Annotated in this window: 13 protein-coding genes; 6 read left to right on the top strand and 7 right to left on the bottom strand. The window is 66.5% G+C overall.

All coding sequences use genetic code 11. The annotated features are described in order from the left end of the window. The first annotated feature begins 52 nt into the window (after positions 1-52). On the top strand, positions 53-1,429 hold the full coding sequence (pta, locus tag CMASS_RS09335) for a phosphate acetyltransferase (protein WP_022862977.1): 1,377 nt from the start codon (positions 53-55) through the stop codon (positions 1,427-1,429). A 6-nt stretch (positions 1,430-1,435) separates the two neighbouring features. Then, complete coding sequence (locus tag CMASS_RS09330) at positions 1,436-2,656, top strand: acetate kinase (RefSeq protein ID WP_022862976.1); 1,221 nt, start codon at positions 1,436-1,438, stop codon at positions 2,654-2,656. 3 nt (positions 2,657-2,659) lie between these two features. On the opposite strand, the gene CMASS_RS09325 is transcribed toward CMASS_RS09330, so the two are convergent. From CMASS_RS09325 to CMASS_RS09315, 3 genes are read right to left on the bottom strand one after another with little or no spacing between them, the layout of a single operon-like run. Further along, the gene (locus CMASS_RS09325; RefSeq protein ID WP_022862975.1) at positions 2,660-5,098 is read right to left on the bottom strand and encodes a serine/threonine-protein kinase; all 2,439 of its coding nucleotides are present in this window, start codon (positions 5,096-5,098) and stop codon (positions 2,660-2,662) included. After that, entirely contained in the window at positions 5,091-6,227 is a 1,137-nt protein-coding gene (locus CMASS_RS09320) for a glutamate ABC transporter substrate-binding protein (RefSeq protein WP_022862974.1), read from the bottom strand. Before CMASS_RS09320 ends, CMASS_RS09325 begins: the two co-directional genes overlap by 8 nt. After that, on the bottom strand, positions 6,227-7,690 hold the full coding sequence (locus CMASS_RS09315; protein ID WP_022862973.1) for a hypothetical protein: 1,464 nt from the start codon (positions 7,688-7,690) through the stop codon (positions 6,227-6,229). The genes CMASS_RS09320 and CMASS_RS09315 overlap by 1 nt, the downstream gene beginning before the upstream one ends. A gap of 55 nt (positions 7,691-7,745) precedes the next feature. Between CMASS_RS09315 and CMASS_RS09310 the strand changes: the two genes are divergently transcribed. The 3 genes from CMASS_RS09310 to CMASS_RS09300 are packed head-to-tail and all read left to right on the top strand — an operon-like array spanning position 7,746 to position 10,008. After that, on the top strand, positions 7,746-8,288 hold the full coding sequence (locus tag CMASS_RS09310) for an NUDIX domain-containing protein (protein ID WP_022862972.1): 543 nt from the start codon (positions 7,746-7,748) through the stop codon (positions 8,286-8,288). Between the two features lie 22 nt (positions 8,289-8,310). Next, complete coding sequence (locus CMASS_RS09305) at positions 8,311-9,246, top strand: ABC transporter ATP-binding protein (protein ID WP_022862971.1); 936 nt, start codon at positions 8,311-8,313, stop codon at positions 9,244-9,246. Continuing rightward, positions 9,247-10,008, top strand: coding sequence for an ABC transporter permease (locus CMASS_RS09300; protein WP_022862970.1), 762 nt, complete (start codon positions 9,247-9,249; stop codon positions 10,006-10,008). 44 nt (positions 10,009-10,052) lie between these two features. Here CMASS_RS09300 and cls read toward each other — a convergent pair whose 3' ends face one another. Genes cls through CMASS_RS09280 form a run of 4 tightly spaced genes read right to left on the bottom strand, consistent with a single transcriptional unit; the run spans position 10,053 to position 13,703 of the window. Then, positions 10,053-11,519: a cardiolipin synthase gene (gene cls / locus CMASS_RS09295; protein WP_022862969.1), complete on the bottom strand. Its 1,467-nt coding sequence runs from the start codon at positions 11,517-11,519 to the stop codon at positions 10,053-10,055. A gap of 25 nt (positions 11,520-11,544) precedes the next feature. Beyond that, positions 11,545-12,354, bottom strand: a complete 810-nt coding sequence (locus CMASS_RS09290; protein WP_022862968.1) for an exodeoxyribonuclease III — start codon at positions 12,352-12,354, stop codon at positions 11,545-11,547. Between the two features lie 10 nt (positions 12,355-12,364). After that, positions 12,365-13,075: a GNAT family N-acetyltransferase, cg3035/Rv0428c family gene (locus CMASS_RS09285; RefSeq protein ID WP_022862967.1), complete on the bottom strand. Its 711-nt coding sequence runs from the start codon at positions 13,073-13,075 to the stop codon at positions 12,365-12,367. 10 nt (positions 13,076-13,085) lie between these two features. Then, positions 13,086-13,703: a peptide deformylase gene (locus CMASS_RS09280; protein ID WP_022862966.1), complete on the bottom strand. Its 618-nt coding sequence runs from the start codon at positions 13,701-13,703 to the stop codon at positions 13,086-13,088. A gap of 16 nt (positions 13,704-13,719) precedes the next feature. Between CMASS_RS09280 and CMASS_RS09275 the strand changes: the two genes are divergently transcribed. After that, a complete protein-coding gene (locus tag CMASS_RS09275; protein ID WP_027018655.1) occupies positions 13,720-13,998 on the top strand; it encodes a DUF3263 domain-containing protein in 279 nt (92 codons plus the stop codon). The last annotated feature ends 1 nt before the right edge of the window (position 13,999 follow it).

The raw sequence follows: 13,999 nt of genomic DNA, 5'->3' as shown, positions 1-13,999 counted from the left end.
AGGCCACATTGACCAAGAAATCGGACGCGCTAGCCGCGCAAGAAAGGTCGAAATGTCTGATTCGCGTTCTGCTGTTCTAAGTCCCGTCGCCCAAGGCTTCGCCGACGTTGACCTCACCGGTCTGGCCAGCCAGCTCGGCGTGACCCCGCGCCGCCTGAGCGACTTGCCTGCCGATGTCGCCGGCATCATCAACGCCGACCTCGAGGCCGAGGGGCCGGTGCTTCTGGAGGGCTCCGGGGACAACCACTTCGATGCCGAGGTCGCCGCGGCCCTGGGCATCCCGCTCGTGCTCGTCGCCGCCGAGGAAGGCCGCGCCACCGAGCTGGTTGAGCGCCACGCCCACGAGCTGGGCGCGACCGTCGCGGGCGTGGTCAGCGCGGACGAGTTGAGCACCTCCGAGAAGATCGCCGACGTCATCGAGGGCGCCGGCGCCACCCAGGTGGTCACCGCCCCTGTCTTTGAGAAGCAGCTGGTGGACCAGGCCAAGAAGACAAATGCGCACATCGTCCTGCCGGAGGGTGAGGACGACCGCATCGTGGAGGCCTCCGGCCGCCTGCTCGAGCGCGGCGTGGCCCGCCTGACCATCCTGGGCAAGCCGGAGGAGATAAAGGCGCGCGCGGAAAAGCTCGGCGTGGACATCTCCGCCGCCGACCTCATCGACCACGAGACATCCGAGCTGGCCGAGGAATTCGCCGCCGACTTCGCGGAGTTGCGCAAGAAGAAGGGCATCACCCTCGAGCAGGCCCGCGAGACCATGCGGGACATCTCCTACTTCGCCACCATGATGGTGCACAAGGGGCTTGCCGATGGCATGGTGTCCGGCGCCGCGCACACCACCGCGCACACCATTAAGCCGTCTTTCCAGATCATCAAGACCTCGCCGGACGCCTCGGTGGTTTCCTCCATCTTCCTCATGGTCATGCGCGGGCGCGTGTGGGCCTTCGGCGACTGCGCGGTCAACCCGAACCCGACCGCGGAGCAGCTCGGCGAGATTGCGGTGGTCTCCGCGAAGACCGCGTCCCAGTTCGGCCTCGACCCGCGCGTGGCGATGTTGTCCTACTCCACCGGCACCTCCGGCTCCGGCCCGGATGTTGACCGCGCCGTGGAGGCCGTGAAGTTCGCCCGCGAGAAGAACGCCGACCTCAAGGTCGACGGCCCGCTGCAGTTCGACGCCGCGTGTGACGCCGGCGTGGCCCAGAAGAAGGCGCCGGATTCCCCGGTCGCCGGCCAGGCCAACGTCTTCATCTTCCCCGACTTGGAGGCCGGCAACGCGGGCTACAAGATCGCCCAGCGCACCGGCGGCGCGCTCGCCATCGGCCCGATCCTGCAGGGCCTGAACAAGCCGGTCAACGATCTGTCCCGCGGCGCCACCGTCGACGACATCGTCAACACCGTCGCCATCACCGCTATTCAGGCAGGGGAGGCCTAACCCACCATGGCTTACGTACTCGTTCTCAACTCCGGTTCGTCTTCCATCAAATTCCAGCTGGTCAACCCAGAAAACTCGGCGACGGATGATCCGCTGGTCTCCGGCCTGGTCGAGCAGATCGGCGAGCCGGGCGGCGCCATCAACGTCAAGGTCAACGGCGAAAAGACCCGCGAGGAACTGGAGATCCCGGACCACACCTTTGGTCTCAAGCGCTCGCTGGAGATCATGAGTGAACGCGGCGTCGGCCCGACCGACGTGGAGCTCGTCGCGGTGGGTCACCGTGTCGTCCACGGCGGCCGCCTGTTCTCCGAGCCGCAGCTGCTCAACGACCAGATCATCTCCATGATCGAGGACCTCATCCCGCTCGCACCGCTGCACAACCCGGCGAACCTGGATGGCATCCGCGTCGCCCAGCAGATCCTGCCGGACATCCCGCACGTGGCCGTCTTCGATACCGCCTTCTTCAACGGCATGCCGCCGGCGGCCGCGCTGTACGCCATCAACAACGAGGTGGCCTCCAAGTACGACGTGCGCCGTTACGGCTTCCACGGCACCTCCCACGAGTTCGTCTCGCAGCAGGTGCCGAAGCTGCTGGACAAGGACCCGATGGAGGTCAACCAGATCACGTTGCACCTGGGCAACGGCGCGTCGGCCGCGGCGATCCGCGGCGGCCACCCGATCGACACCTCGATGGGGCTGACCCCGCTGGCCGGCCTGGCCATGGGCACCCGCTCCGGTGACATCGACCCGGGCATCATCTTCCACCTGGTGCGCCAGGCGGGCATGAGCATCGACGAGATCGACAAGCTGCTCAACCGCCAGTCCGGTGTGAAGGGCATCTCCGGCGTCAATGACTTCCGGCAGCTGCGCCAGATGATCGAGGAGGAAGACGCCGACGCCTGGCTGGCGTACAACATCTACATCCACCAGCTGCGGCGCTTCATCGGCTCCTACATGATTGCGCTGGGGCGTGTCGATGCCATCACCTACACCGCCGGCGTGGGCGAAAACGACTCCGAGGTCCGCCAGGACGCGCTGTACAACCTGGACATGTACGGCATCAAGATCGACGACGAGCGCAACGAGTCGCCCAACCGCGACCCGCGCGAAATCTCCGCCGCCGATTCCGACATCAAGGTCTTCGTGGTGCCCACCAACGAGGAGCTGGCGATTGCCCAGAAGGCCGCGCACATCGCCGACGAAGCGCGCGAGGCAGGGCTGTTCTAGCCGCTAGAAAGTGGTGATCGGGCGGACCGAGTTCGCCAGATCCACCAGGTCGTAGCGGTGCCGGCTAAAGGGCGCCTGGCGGGCCAGCGCCCGCAGGGTGTCCGATAGTCCGTACCGCAAGCCGCGCTGGGTAAACGGGTGCTCGAAGAGGTCGTTCGGGCTCGCCCCGGCGCTCAGCTGCGCATCGCGCAGGAAGTTCAGGCCCGCGGAGATGACCGCGACGCGGATCTGTAAAAGCCGCGGCTCGTTGGTGGGGATTTCCTCCAGCCGGCGCGCGGCGCGGCGGATGCGTGATTCGGTCAGCGTGCCGGAGACCAGCTGCAGGACGGTGGTCAGCCGCGCCATGCGCTGGTGGCGCGACGCGTTGGGCACCCGGTCCAGGGTGGCCACGGCGAGCTCTACTTGGTGTTCGGTGCGCAGCGCACGCGCCAGCCCGAACGCGGAGGACACCGTCGTCGCGTTCGTCGCCCACACCGACCCGTAGAGGCGCATGACGTTAAACCGCAGCAGCATCGGGTCGGCGGTAATGAGATCCCACATGCTCTCGCCCAGGCGGTCCATGTCCTCGTCGGTGAGATCCGCCAGCGAGCCGTCCAGCCCGGACGCGGCGCGGGCCACGCGATCGGTCAGCAGCGCGGACTCCGAGTAGCCCAGCTGCTGCAAAAGCAGTTCGTTGACGGCCGCGATGGCCAGCTTGGGAGCCGGCTCGCCCGGCAGGATGTCCAGCACGTGCGCGAAGTGCTCCTGCGCCGCGGCGTACTTGTCCAAAAGCAGCTCGGTCACGCCCGAGTACCACTGGAAACGCCAGTCGGTGCCTAGCTTGGCGCGCAGTGAGTCGAGCCAGTCGCGGGCCTGGTCGGTAAAGCCCAGGTCCAACAGTGCGCGCACCACGCCGAGCGGGATTTCGGCCGACTCGGTGTACTCGTCGGTGCGCATCGCCTGGTGGAGCGTTTCCAGCGCCTCCTGCGGCTCGGTGTAGGACGCGCCCTTGAGCAGCGGAGCGCCGATGTCCGAGCGGTCCACCAGGGGAGCGGGCAGCGCGGAGACCACCTCGGGCGCGGTGATGCGGACGGTGCGCTCGATGCCATCGATAAGCTGGTCGGTGCGAAACACCAGGTGCTTGGTGCCAAACGTGGTGCGCTGCGGCGAAAACAGCGAGTGCTGGAACGGGTGCTGCACCCCGTCACGCAGGGCGATGACCTCCCGGAGCACGCCGTAGAGCTGCGTGCGCATCTCGCCCAAGTCTTTAAACCGCTTGTCCGGATCCGGGTGCGTGGCCCGCCGCAGCAGGCGGTAAAAACTCATGTACTTCCGCAGCGCCGGCACCTCGCTGGGGCTGGGCAGCCCCGGCAACAGCACGCCGTCCTCGCTGGGCATGTGCAACGTCAGGGCGGCGAGCGTGCGGCCGACGGTGTAGATGTCGCTGGCCACCGACGGGCCCTGCGTAGCCACCTCGGGCGCCTGGAACCCCTTGGTGCCGTAGATATAACCGTAGGCGCCCACGCCGGTGACCGCGCCGAGGTCGATGAGCTTCACCTGGTCCTCGGTGACGATGATGTTGTCCGGTTTCAGGTCGTTGTAGACCACCCCGCGCGCGTGGAGGTAGCTCAGCGCGGGCAGCACCTCGAGGATGTAGGCGATCGCGATGTCGATGGGCAGCAGGTGCACGGCCTGCGCGTCGCGCCGCCCCCGCAGCGACGGCCCGCCAACGTACTCCATGACCATGAAACCGCCGGGGGCGCGGGGGTCATCGATGAAGTTGAAGATCTTGACGATGCCGGGGTGCGTAATGTCGGCCAGAAACTCCCGCTCGGCCTTCGCCGCGGCCGTTTCCTCCGCCGACTTTTGGGCCTGCATACCTTTGAGCACCACCACGCGCCCGGAGACGAAATGGTCGTTGGCCAGGTAAATCCAGCCCATGCCGCCGTGGGCGATAACGCCTAAGATTTCGTACTGCCCGGCAACCATGTCCCCGGGGGAGAGCTGCGGTGGCGGGGTAGTGGGTTTGCCCAAGCGCTTCTTCCCGGCCTTCTTCTCCGGGTCGATGAGCGCGTCCGACGGGTCGGTCGGGGTGATAAACGGCAGGTCCACCATCCCGTCGGCCACCGGGCGGGTGGTGCGCCGGGTGCGGCGCCGCTCGCGGAAGGTGCTCAGCGCCTCGCGCCGGGAACGCTCCGACGAGCCCTCCACGTGCGCCCGCTGATCTGCCTTGCCCGCGTTCTTGTCCCGCAGCTGGCCCAGGTCCTTGATCAGAGCCGCGATGTTGTCCGGGTCTTCCTCCGGGAAATCGTCGTCCTCGTCGTCCGCGAACGGGTCGAACGGCACCGCGGAGGTGGCCGCGGAGTCGTCTTCATCATCCGCGAAGGGATCGAAGGCCACCGCCTCGGTCGCCTGCTCCACCCCGGAGTCGTGAGAGTCCGGGGAGTCATGCGTGTCAGCCACGGTCTGCCTCCTTGATCACTGCATCGCGGGTGCGCTGCGAGTCGCGTGCCAGCGCCGGCTCCTTATCCGCCGGATAGTACTGCGGGGCGGGCAGCGGCTGATAGTCCAGGTACGGGCCGAACCACTTGTCGTGGAGGTGGTGCAAGGTGTCATCGTCACGCACGCGCTCGATGGTTGAGTTCACCTGCCGAATAAGGCCCCGGGTGTCGTGGGCCCGCGTGGGCTTCGGGATGACAGCGCCGTAGTAACTGGTGTTGAGCGCCTCGCCCACGATGTGGGTGTACGGGTCCTGGGCCACCATGCCGGACAAGATTGTGTCGTCCGTGATGACGGCATCGGCCTGGCCTTCCTGGATGGCCATGAGGCAGTCGCTCCAGGAGCGGGTGATAAGGATATTGGCCATCGGGGTGTCTTTACGCGCCTGGTCCACCGGAGTGGAATCGCGCGAGGCACACACCGTCCTTCCGGCGGTCTCCCGCGCGGCGGTAATCGGCGAATCCACGTTGGTAAGCAGCCGGATATCCGCACGCAGGTAGGGGATGGAAAAGGCCATGTCCTCCTGCCGCTCAGGGGTGATAGAGGTGTTGCGCAGCAGCAGATCCACCTGGCCGCTGTCGATCGCGTCCTCCGGCCCGGAGGTGTTGAGGAACTTGAAATCCACCTTGTCCGGGTCGCCGAAGATGTCGCGGGCGATTTCGCGCGCCAGGTCAATCTCAAACCCGCGCAGCTCACCCGTGGCGCCCTCCCGGAACGACAGCAGGTTCAGCGAGGGGTCCACCCCGACGATGAGGCGCCCGCGCTTGACGATGTCCGGCACCCGCCCTTCCGGAGTGTTCCGGTCGGCCTCGTTTTCTGTCCCAGCGTCGTTTTTCGTCCCAGCGTCGTTTTCGACGCTGGGACGCCAGGAAGGTTCCGCACCGTCGACGTCGGGGACGTGGCCCTCCTGGGTGCCGGCGGCCTCGAGTTCGGCGCCGGCGGGCAGCTCACTGTGGTTGCGGCGCAGGTCATTGATGCGGTCGGTCGCCTCCGGGGCGGCCTTGTGCGGCAGCGGGGACGCGCAGCCGGCAAGGGTGGCCGTAAGCGTGGCCGCGGTAACGACGGCCGCGAGGGGCCGGAAACGAGTAGGCATCACAGGTACTCCTGCAGTCGCGGGCGGATGCCCAGCCAGATGGAGAAAATGGCGAGCACGGTGAGGATGAAGACAGCGCTAGCCACCATCGTCATGGCGGACAGGCCCTCCTGGATGTAGGCCCGCATGGAGGCCCGCGATTGTTTAATGAGGCTGTCGAGCGAGCTGTCCACGCCGCGGAACGCGCTTGCCGATGTCGCCTGTTCCCCCGGCTGCGGAGTCGCTGCGGTGGCCTGGCGCACGGCCTCGTCATAGTCGCCGTCGCTTAAGGCGGTGGTGAACCGCTCGTGGGAGGACTGCCAGCCGGAAAGATCGCGCCGGGCTTTGTCCACCAGGTTGGCGGAGTCGGCCTCTTCGGCGGCGGTGTCGCCGCCGATGGCCTTGGAGGTGTCGAATTCGTCGAGGGCGGCCGCGATGTCGTCGCTGGTGTTGTGGAAGGAATCGGAGAGATCCTCCAGCGAGTAGCGCTGGACCAGCGAGAGCGTTTCGGCGGAGTAGGCGCGCTGGGCCTCAATGCGCGAGGAGGTGAGCATGTCCCACGGGCGGGAGGCCTCCGCGAAACCCTGCGAGCCGGCCGACCACGTGGCCAGGTTGGAAAAGACGACCCAGACGATCGCCAGGGTGATAAGCCCGGTCGCGGTGAGGAACCCGCGGTTGAAACGCCGGCGGGTTAGCCGCCACAGCCACCACTGGGCGAGGATGAGGAAGATGACCGCGGCGATGAGCCCGGACAGCGGCACCCACTGTGGGGACGTCAGCTGCTTTTGCTGCTCGGACACGCGCATGCTGGTCAGCCGGAACAGCTCGTCGGCGGCGGGCAGCAGATCGTCGCGCATGAGGGCGGAGGCATTCGACATATACGCCTCGGAGACCGCATTGCCGGCGCGGTGGTTCGCGCGGGTGGCCTCCACCATGCCGGTGTAGGTGGGCAGCTCGCGCTGGATGAGCCCCACCAGGTCGCGGATGCGCTGATCCTCCGGGGAGGTGCCCAGGACCGACTCGGTGGCGGCGACGGCGGCGTTATCGATTGCCTCGTCGTAAGCGCGCCGCATCGACTCCGACTGCACGCCGGCCTGCACGAACCCGGTCGTGGCATACGCGTCCGCCTCCGACAGGGAGGTATAAAGCTGGTGCGCCGCATTGCTCATCGGCTCGGTGGTGGACAACAGCTCATTGAGGTTTTCCTGCCGGGAGGCCGAGGAATTCGACATCGAGATGCCCGCCGCGGTGATCGCCAGGGTGAGGATCACGGTGACGGTGAACAGCTTGCCGGGGCTGGTGCCCAGAAACGACAACGTGCGGCGCAGCACCTGCAGTGGCCCGGTGAGCGTCGTCGCGGCGGCGTGCGAAACCTGCCGGAAGACCGGGCTGGCGGTGGACTGATCCGGTGGGGTGGCGGCCGCGGGAGCGCGATCCAACCAGGTGTCTTGGGGTGCGCTCGGGGTAGGGCCGGGGCCGGTCATTCCCTAACCATATATCCGTTCCCGCAGGACTCGCCACCCCTTACTATGGAGAGTCATGACTGGTGCAGGAGATAAAAATTTTGGCCCGGGCAGCGGCAACGGCTGGTCTGTGGGGCCAGGCGGCGTGCCCGTCTGGGGACTGTTCGGCGCCGCCGGGCTGTTCATCCTCGCGGAAGGCGACGGCTCGTCTACCACTCCCTCCGTCCTCCTCCAACACCGGGCAAGCTGGACCAACAACGGCGATACCTGGGGTGTGCCGGGAGGAGCGCGCGACGGCCACGAATCCCCGGAGGAGGCCGCGGTGCGCGAGACCGTTGAGGAGTGCGGCATCGATCCGGCCGACATCGAGATCCTGCACTCCGAGGTGACCGCGGGGCCTTACCCGCAGCCCGACCGCCCCGAGGCGGGCGAGGGGTGGGCGTACACCACCGTCATCGCCCGCACCCGTGACGGCCGCGAGCTGGAGACCACCGCCAATGAGGAGTCCTTCGAGCTGCGCTGGGTGCCGCTGGACGAAGTGGAGGATCTCCCGCTCATCCCGCCCTTCCGGGTGGCCCTGCCGCGGCTGCGCGAGATTCTTCACCGCGTGCTGGAGTAATGCGTATGGCAAGCTAGTGCCCATGATCGAAGTTGAGGGATTGACCAAGCAATACGGGTCGGTCCGCGCCGTCGATGACCTGACCTTCTCGGTGCAACCGGGGGCGGTCACGGGCTTCTTGGGCCCCAATGGCGCGGGCAAGTCGACCACCATGCGCATGATTCTGGGTCTGGACAAACCCACCGCCGGCACCGCGCGCATCAACGGTCAGCACTACTCGGAGTTTAAAGAGCCCCTCCGCGAGGTCGGCGCGTTGCTCGACGCGAAGGCGGTGCACCCCAACCGGTCGGCGCGCAATCACCTCAAGTGGCTCGCGCACGCGAACGGCATCCCCGCCTCACGCGTGGACGAGGTCTTAGAGCTGGTGGGCTTGAGCGATGTCGCCCATAAGAAGGCCGGCGGCTACTCGCTCGGCATGGGCCAGCGCCTCGGCTTGGCCGCCGCCCTGCTGGGCGATCCGGGCGTGCTGATTCTCGATGAGCCCGTCAACGGCCTCGACCCGGAGGGTATCCGCTGGGTGCGCTCCCTGGTGCGCGCGCTCGCCGCCGAGGGCCGCAGCGTGCTTATCTCCTCCCACCTGCTCGCGGAGATGGCCATGACCGCCGACCGCCTCGTGGTCATCGGCCGCGGCCGCCTGGTGGCGGACATGTCCACCTACGAGTTCGTCAAACAGCACTCGCAGTCCTCGGTCATCGTGCGCACCGACTACTCCCAGGAATTCGGCGCCGCGCTTGCCGATGAAGGCGTGGACTTCACTTACGGCCGCGACGAAGAGGACCGGACCACCTTGGTGGTTCCGGGGCGGGAGACGGATTTCATCGGCAAGCTGGCGTACTCCAGCGGCGTGCCTCTGAACGAACTGACCCTCAAGCGCGCCTCTTTGGAGGACGCGTTCATGGAGATGACCGGCGACGACGTGCAGTACCAGGCGCAGCACATGGAAGGTGGGGCGAAATAAATGCTCAATATCCTGCGGTCCGAATGGACCAAACTCACCACGACCAAATCGTCCTGGTGGACCACCGGCCTCTTCCTCGTGCTCACGTGCGGGTGGGCGTTCATCCAGGCGCACTTCACGGAAGACAACGAGCTGGGGCGGATGTTTTTCAACCCGGATAACGCGGTCATCGTGCTGAGGATGCTGGGTCTTCCCATCCTGGCCATCCAGTCGATCATGATGGTGACCACCGAGTACCGCTACCGCCTGCAGTCACAGACCTACCTGGCCAACCCGCGGCGCTGGCAGGTCGCGCTGATGAAGCTCGCGCTCGGCGCGGCGCTGGCGGCGGCCCTGACGTTTATTGGCATCGTGCTCGCCTACGGGATCATGAAGGTGTTCGGCCCGGAGGGATTAACCAGCGAGTTCCACCCCTTCGACGACGCGCACGGCAAGCGCTACCTGTGGATCTACCCGCTGGCCGCGGTGCTTATCGCCCTGTTCGCCCAGGGGCTGAGCCTGCTTCTGCGCCAGACCGCCGGCGCGGTGGCGCTGACCCTCATCTTCTACCTGGGCATCGACGGCTTTGCCACCGCCATCCCGAAGATCGGCGACAAGATCGTGAACTTCCTGCCGTTTACCGCTTTCAACAACTGGATCGGCGAGCAGGTGCCCGAGTCTGCGCCGTGGGACAGCGTGGCCGCCAACGGCTGGGTCTTTGTCGCCTGGGCCGCTGTCTTGTGGATCCTCGGCTTGGTCATGCTGCAGTCCCGGGATGCGTAACCGCCCCCCCAGCGGGCCACGGTTACGCATTCCCCCGGTAGCCGCTACTGCAGCGAGGACGTCAGCCGCATGACGTTGTCCACGTAGCGGCGCAGGAGGCTGCGCTCGTTCCACTCTTCGAGCGTGAGCTCGTGGGAGACGGCGCGGTAGTTCGCCGCGAGTTGATTGAACCCGGCGATGAGGTCGCCCTGGGAGACCAGGATCGTCGACTCGTAGTTCAGGCCGAATGAGCGCATGTCCATGTTGGCGGAGCCGAAGATGGCCAGCGGGTGTTCATCGTCAAGCTCTGGGTCCGCCAGCATGAACTTGGAATGCAGCACGTACGGCGCGGGGAACTGGACGATGCGCACACCGGCTTCCAAGAGCGCCTGGTAGTACGACGACTGGGCGTGTTTGACCATGAACTTTTCCACGTCGCGGGAGACGTAGACCTCCACGTCCACGCCGCGGTAGGCGGCGGTGGTGACCGCTTCCATGAGGGTTTCGTCCGGGATGAAATACGGCGAGACCAGCACCAGGCGCTTTTTCGCGTGGTGGACCAGGGAGCTGAACATGCGTAGCACCGGCTCGGTGGTGTAGCCGGGGCCGCTGGGCAGCATCTGCACCAGGTTGGTGCCGGGCGTATCGGGGTCGGTGTGTTCCACGGCGGGCTCGATGGGTAGCTGCTCGTCGGACTCCAAGTACCAGTCCACGGCGAAGATGTACTGCATGGACGTGACGATGTCGCCGGTCATCTCCACCATGTAATCGATCCAGGCGCGGTCCTTGGTGTCGTAGTAGCGCTTGATGATGTTCTGCGAGCCCATGAACCCGCGCTTGCCATCGATGACGATGATCTTGCGGTGGTTGCGCAGATCCGGGCGGCGGAAGCGCGCCTTGTGCAGCTGGATGGGCAGCATGAGCCGCCAGTCCACGCCGATGGCGGTGAGCTTTTTGCCAAAGGAGGAATACCCCTTGTACTTGAAGCTGCCGATCTGGTCGAGCAGCAGCTTGACCTCCACGCCGCGCTCGCGGGCGCGGGCGAGCGCCTGGTAGAACACGTCGGAGGTCTCATCCCACGACTGGATGTAGATCTCCACGTAGACGTAGTTTTCGGCGCGGTCGATGGCGCGCGCGATGGCCCGGATGGTCTCGTCGTAGTCGGCGTGGATGCCGTGGTTGACGCCGCGGACCGTGGGAAAACCCGTCAGCTCGCGGTTGAGGTGGATGACCGATTCGATCTCCGGCGGCAGTTTCGGCCCGGGGTAGTTGGGCAGGGCGGCCTGCACGTCGTCGAAGGTCTCGTTGGCCTCGATCTGCACCTGGTGTCGCCGCCGGTTGATGTACGGCGAGCCCATGAGCAAAAACAGCGGCAGCCCGACGAACGGGATGAGCAAAATAGCCAGCAGCCACGCGGTGGAGCTGGACGGGCGGCGGCCCTCCGGCACGTAGCCGACCGCGAAGATCTTGATGGCGTAGTCGAGCGCCATCAGCGCGATCTGCCACGCGGAGAGATCAATGTCGATATTCATCTGGGAAAAGCTTAAATCCCCGGCGCTAGCGCACCGAATCGAAGTCGGCGACCGCGAAGTCCGCGATGAGCGGCGCGTGGTCGGAGGTTTTCTCCCCGGCGCGCTCGTCCAGGTCCACCTGGGCGCCGGTCACGGTCTCGGCCAGCGGCGCGCTGGCGAGCTGGAAGTCGATGCGCATGCCCTCGTTTTTGGCAAAGCGCAGCGACTTGTAGTCGAAGTAGGTGTAGCGCTCGTACAAGGTGTACCGCCGGGTGACCTCCTCGAGGCCTGCCTCCTCCAGCATCTGGAAGGCGGCGCGTTCCGGTTCGGTCACGTGCGTCTTGCCGCGGAAGACGGCAAGGTCCCACACGTCCTCGTCTTCCGGCGCGATGTTGAAGTCGCCGGTGAGCAGCAGTTTCCGCTTCGCTTTCGACTCGGCGTAGCGCGCCAGCGAGTAGAGGAACTGCAGCTTGTAGGTGTAGTGCCGGTCGGTGATTTCGCGGCCGTTGGGCACGTACAGCGACCAGAATTCTACCCCGCGCACCACTGCGCCAACCGCGCGCGCCTCCACGCGCTGATCCTTGTCGGGGTCTTTGGCAAAGCCGGGCTGGTGTGGGAAGTCCCGGAAGACTTCGGTGGGTTCGTCCCGGGTGATAATCGCGACGCCGTTCCACTGGTTCAGCCCGTGCGCGACGACGTGGTAGCCAGCCTCAGCGAAAGGTTCGGTGGGGAATTTGTCGTCTTTGACCTTGGTTTCTTGCAGGCACAGCACGTCGATGTCGTGGCGCTGTAAAAGGTCCACCGCACGCGAGGCGCGCGTGCGCACAGAGTTGACGTTCCAGGAGGCGATGCGCATGGCCAATACGTTACCCGTGCGCCTTTGTCGCAATCCGCCGCCGGTACAGCTCCAGGTACCCGTCCTGCTCGAGCGCCGCCGCAGCCTCTTTATCGGCCGCCGCGATCACCACGTAAGGCGCGCCTGCCGCGTCCTGCGCGTGGCCGCGGTGCATGACGATGTCCTCGTCGCCCGCGTCCCAGCCCGGATCGGTAAGCAGGCGCTCGGCGGGCTTGCCGATGCGCTCCGGCACCGCCACCCGCACCGCCTCGCCGAGGCGGCGGTAGAAGGCTTCGATCTCCGCCAGCGGCGCCGGCTGGAACGCCGCCGCGGTCCCTAGCGGCACCGCCGGGTGGCCGGCGCGCATGAACCACTGGTTGTCGCCCGTCCATGTGGTGGCACCGGCAACGCCGCCACTGGCTTCGCGGGTTTCCGGGTCCACGCCGGCGAGGTAGAACTCCGCGCGGCGGATGTCCGAGTTGCGCACGGTGCGCGGCGAGAGCTTCTTGACCACGTAGAGCTGCGCGGCGGGGATTTCCACCGCGGGCAGGTCGGAGGGGTAGCCGCCGACCTGTTGCGGGCGGATGACCAGGGGATCGACCCGGAGCACGTGCCCGATGACGTCGGAGTGCACCGCGCCGCGGGCCGCGTTCTTGTACGGGGTATCCGCGTCGCCGTACTGGCGGCGGGCTACCACGCGGTCGCCGACGGCTATGTCGTCGGAGCGGAAGAACCTGGCCATAGCGCGTCGTTTACGCCTCGTCGTGGCCGAACGGGTCGTCGTCCTCGCCCGGCATCCAGGTCAGTCCCGGCTCGGTCCAGCCGTTTTTCTTAATGGTCTTCTTGGCCTCGCGCTTGTAGCGGCCGGTGAGCACGTCGGTGTAGACGTAGCCGTCCAGGTGGCCGGTCTCGTGCTGCAGGCAACGCGCGAAGAAGCCGTAGCCCTCGATGGAGACGTCCTCGCCCTTTTCGTTCGTGCCGGTCACCCGCGCCCAATCGGCGCGGCCGGTGGGGAAGCTCTCACCTGGTACGGACAGGCAGCCTTCGTCATCGGAGCCATCGTCACGCGGCATCGTCTCCGGGATCTCGGAGGTCTCCAGGGCCGGGTTGATGACGCAGCCGCGGCGCATCTCGCCGGCTTCCTTCTCGGTGCCGTCCGGCCCGTCGGTGTCGGGGCAGTGGTAGACGAACACGCGCTTGTTCACGCCGATCTGGTTGGCGGCCAGGCCCACGCCGTTGGCGGCCTCCATGGTCTCGTACATGTCCTCGATGAGCTGCTGGAACTCCGGGGACTGGAGGTCTTCGTCGACGGGCTGGGTCGGGTTGTGCAGGACCGGATCGCCGTGGATCACGATGGGGCGAATAGACATGGCTTACAGTCTAGGCATGCCTGAGACAACCGGATCTGACGGGATGGGACTGACCGACCTCGATACGCAGATTCTTGACTTCGCCGCCCGCGCCCCGCGCACCGCCGGCGCGCGCGAGGAGGCGATCCGCGCCAACTTCGACATGTCCCCGGTGCGCTTTCACCAGCGGCTCAACCAGCTGCTGGAGCTGCCCGCGGCGTGGGAGGCGTATCCGACGCTGGTCAAGCGGCTGCGCCGGGTGCGCGAACATCGCGATGACATTCGGCGCGCCGCGCGCACAGCGGACAGTAATTGAT

Source organism: Corynebacterium massiliense DSM 45435 (assembly GCF_028609805.1).
In the GTDB taxonomy this organism is placed as follows: domain Bacteria; phylum Actinomycetota; class Actinomycetes; order Mycobacteriales; family Mycobacteriaceae; genus Corynebacterium; species Corynebacterium massiliense.
The sequence above is the reverse complement of the archived record's forward strand: the minus strand, read 5'-3'. Positions and strand labels throughout refer to the sequence as shown.

Bases quoted from the DNA above. Each gene is read 5' to 3' on its own strand.
- pta (WP_022862977.1), top strand. From the start codon at position 53: ATGTCTGATTCGCGTTCTGCTGTTCTAAGTCCCGTCGCCCAAGGCTTC.
- CMASS_RS09275 (WP_027018655.1), top strand. From the start codon at position 13,720: ATGCCTGAGACAACCGGATCTGACGGGATGGGACTGACCGACCTCGAT.
- CMASS_RS09320 (WP_022862974.1), bottom strand. From the start codon at position 6,227: ATGCCTACTCGTTTCCGGCCCCTCGCGGCCGTCGTTACCGCGGCCACG.
- CMASS_RS09300 (WP_022862970.1), top strand. From the start codon at position 9,247: ATGCTCAATATCCTGCGGTCCGAATGGACCAAACTCACCACGACCAAA.
- cls (WP_022862969.1), bottom strand. From the start codon at position 11,519: ATGAATATCGACATTGATCTCTCCGCGTGGCAGATCGCGCTGATGGCG.
- CMASS_RS09280 (WP_022862966.1), bottom strand. From the start codon at position 13,703: ATGTCTATTCGCCCCATCGTGATCCACGGCGATCCGGTCCTGCACAAC.
- CMASS_RS09310 (WP_022862972.1), top strand. From the start codon at position 7,746: ATGACTGGTGCAGGAGATAAAAATTTTGGCCCGGGCAGCGGCAACGGC.
- CMASS_RS09290 (WP_022862968.1), bottom strand. From the start codon at position 12,354: ATGCGCATCGCCTCCTGGAACGTCAACTCTGTGCGCACGCGCGCCTCG.
- CMASS_RS09305 (WP_022862971.1), top strand. From the start codon at position 8,311: ATGATCGAAGTTGAGGGATTGACCAAGCAATACGGGTCGGTCCGCGCC.
- CMASS_RS09330 (WP_022862976.1), top strand. From the start codon at position 1,436: ATGGCTTACGTACTCGTTCTCAACTCCGGTTCGTCTTCCATCAAATTC.
- CMASS_RS09285 (WP_022862967.1), bottom strand. From the start codon at position 13,075: ATGGCCAGGTTCTTCCGCTCCGACGACATAGCCGTCGGCGACCGCGTG.
- CMASS_RS09315 (WP_022862973.1), bottom strand. From the start codon at position 7,690: ATGACCGGCCCCGGCCCTACCCCGAGCGCACCCCAAGACACCTGGTTG.